This is a genomic window from Dietzia sp. SLG310A2-38A2 (assembly GCF_014145095.1).
Lineage (GTDB): Bacteria > Actinomycetota > Actinomycetes > Mycobacteriales > Mycobacteriaceae > Dietzia.
The window spans coordinates 1-2,851 of record NZ_JAALDX010000390.1 but is presented as its reverse complement, the minus strand read 5'-3'; the positions used below and the strand labels follow the sequence as shown (position 1 = coordinate 2,851).

The 2,851-nt window shown below is 71.3% G+C and carries 2 protein-coding genes; both read right to left on the bottom strand.

Features of this window, described 5'->3' with window-relative positions; translation table 11 throughout:
- Positions 1-153 precede the first annotated feature (153 nt).
- A complete protein-coding gene (dxs, locus tag G6027_RS13595; protein WP_182637635.1) occupies positions 154-2,043 on the bottom strand; it encodes a 1-deoxy-D-xylulose-5-phosphate synthase in 1,890 nt (629 codons plus the stop codon).
- Positions 2,044-2,161: 118 nt separating this feature from the next.
- On the bottom strand, positions 2,162-2,773 hold the full coding sequence (locus G6027_RS13590) for a hypothetical protein (RefSeq protein ID WP_182637634.1): 612 nt from the start codon (positions 2,771-2,773) through the stop codon (positions 2,162-2,164).
- Positions 2,774-2,851 lie beyond the last annotated feature (78 nt).

Genomic DNA, 2,851 nt, shown 5'->3' with positions numbered 1-2,851 from the left:
CGGGCGGCCACCACCGACCCCGCCGATGACGCGGCGTTGCTGCACCGGGTCCTGCAGGAGGAGGGTGCTCGCCGATGGCAGGTCGAGCTGACGGAGGCTCGGCTGCTGGGCGCCGTGCACGAGTTCAGATCGGGTGCCTGAGGGCGGGCGGACTCAGCTCTCGACCCGGTCGCCGAGGCGCTGGCGGATCCCGTCGGCGATCCCCTCCGCGGTCAACCCGGCGGCGGCGAGGATCTCACCCCGGGAGGCGTGGTCGAGGAACTCCTGGGGGATCCCGAGGGCCAATCGGTCGACCCTGACGCCGGCGCACTCCAGACTCGCCGAGACTGCCGACCCGACGCCGCCGTGGAGTCCGTTGTCCTCGACGGTCACCACGAGCTGACGGCCCCGCGCGGAATCGACGATCGAGTGCGGCACCGGATAGACCCATCGTGGATCGACCACGTCGACCGACACGCCGTCGATCTCGAGTGCCCGTGCCGCGGCCACCGACGGCGCGACCATCGAACCGACGGCGACCACCAGGACGTCGGCGTCGCCGGTCCCGTGAACCCGGTCGACTCCGTCGGTGGTCCTCTCCAGCGACGGGACGGGCTCACCGACGGAACCCTTCGGGAATCGCACGACGGTCGGCCCGTCGGTCACCTCGACGGCTTCACGCAGTTCCGCGCGGAGGGTCTCGGCGTCGCGCGGTGCGGCCACCCGCACCCCGGGGACGATCCCTGTCAGCGACAGGTCCCACATTCCGTTGTGGCTCGCGCCGTCGGGGCCGGTCACGCCGGAGCGGTCGAGCACCAGGGTGACCGGTTGCCCGAGGAGCGCGACGTCCATGAGCAGCTGGTCGAACGCACGGTTGAGGAAGGTCGAGTAGACGGCCACCACCGGGTGCATTCCACCGAGCGCCAGTCCGGCGGCCGAGGCGACGGCGTGCTGCTCGGCGATGCCCACGTCGAACATCCGGTCCGGGAAGCGGTCACCGAACGCTGTCAGCCCGGTCGGTCCGGCCATGGCCGCGGTGATGGCCACGACGTCGTCCCGCTCGGCACCGATCTCACACAGCTCGGCGGAGAACACCGACGTCCAGTCCACCGACGACGAGGCCGAGAGCGGCCGACCGGTGTCGGGGTCGATCACCCCGGTCGCGTGCATCAGGTCCGCCACGTTGTTCTCCGCGTGGACGTAGCCCATGCCCTTGCGGGTGACCACATGGACCACCACGGGGCCGCCGAAATCCTTGGCCAGCCGCAGCGCCGCCTCGGTGGCGGCCAGATTGTGTCCGTCGACCGGTCCCATGTACTTGAGGCCCAGGTCGGCGAACAGCTCCTGCGGGGACACCACGTCCTTGAGGCCGGTCTTGATCCCGTGCAGGATCGAGTAGACGGCCTTGCCGACGATGTCCTTCCGCGCGCCCAAGGTGCGCTTGGTGTGGTCCATCGCCTTCTCGTAGGCGGGCTGCAGCCTCAGGACCCCGAGTCGTTCGGCCAGGCCACCGATCGTGGGCGAGTACGACCGCCCGTTGTCGTTGACGACGATCACCATGGGCCGGTCCTTGCCTGCCGCGATGTTGTTGAGCGCCTCCCAGGCCATCCCGCCCGTCATCGCACCGTCGCCGATCACGGCCACGACGGTGCGGTCGGTCTCCCCGCGCAGGGAGTACGCCTTGGCCAGTCCATCGGCGTAGGACAGCGACGAGGTGGCGTGCGAGGATTCGACGACGTCGTGTTCACTCTCCGCACGGCACGGGTAGCCGGACAGTCCCCCGCGCGTGCGGAGCCCGTCGAACTGGTCACGCCGACCGGTGACGATCTTGTGGACGTACGACTGGTGTCCGGTGTCGAACACGATGGGGTCACGCGGGGAGTCGAACACCCGGTGCAGGGCGACCGTCAGCTCCACCACGCCGAGATTGGGGCCGAGGTGCCCGCCGGTGGCGGAGACCTTCCGGATGAGGAACTCCCTGATCTCGCCGCAGAGCCGGACCAGCTGGTCGGGTCCGAGGGCACGGAGGTCGGAGGGGCCGTTCACCTGATCGAGCACACTCATTGCCGTCGACTGCCCCTTCCCTGGCCACACCCCGCGGGGTCGAGCCAACAGTCTACGGGCAATCGTCGCGGGACCCCGCCGGCGCCTCGACCGGTCCAGGCCGGCCACGGTGCCGGGCTCAGAGCACACGTGGCGAGTCGAGGACGGCGAGCCCCTCCACGTGGTGCGTCGCGGGGAACGCGGCCACCCCCTGTAGATCCGCCAGTGTCCACCCGGCCGCCACCAGCACCCCGACGTCGCGGGCCAGACTCGCCGGATCGCACCCCACGTGGATGATCCGCGACGCCGTTCCGCCCGCGAGCGCGGTCATCACGTCGATCCCCGCACCACCCCTCGGCGGGTCCAGGATCACGAGATCGGGCTCGCCGTTCCGGTCGGGACCCCCGCCCGTCCGATCGAGGAACGTCTCGACCCTCGCGCCCACCGGAACGACCCCCGGGCCGAGGTCGAGGGCGGTCCCCGCCGCGTCGAGAGAGGCACGTGAGGACTCGACGATGGTCACCTGCGCGCGAGGGGCGGCCTCGAGGACCGCTGCGGAGAACAGGCCCGCTCCCCCGTAGAGGTCCCAGACCACCGGCGAGCCCGACAGCCCGGGGGTTCCGGCCACCGCACGGCGGACGAGATCGGAGTAGTGCGCGGCAGCTGATCTGTGTGACTGCCAGAAGGCGTCGACCGGCAACCGCCAGGTGTTCTCGCCCACCCGTCGGGAGACGGTGGGGGGACCTGCCACGGGCTCCCACGGGCCGGCCCGGGTGGATCGGGCCCGCGCTCGAGTCGCCGCACCCCTCCGGGACCGGCGATCGCGCCC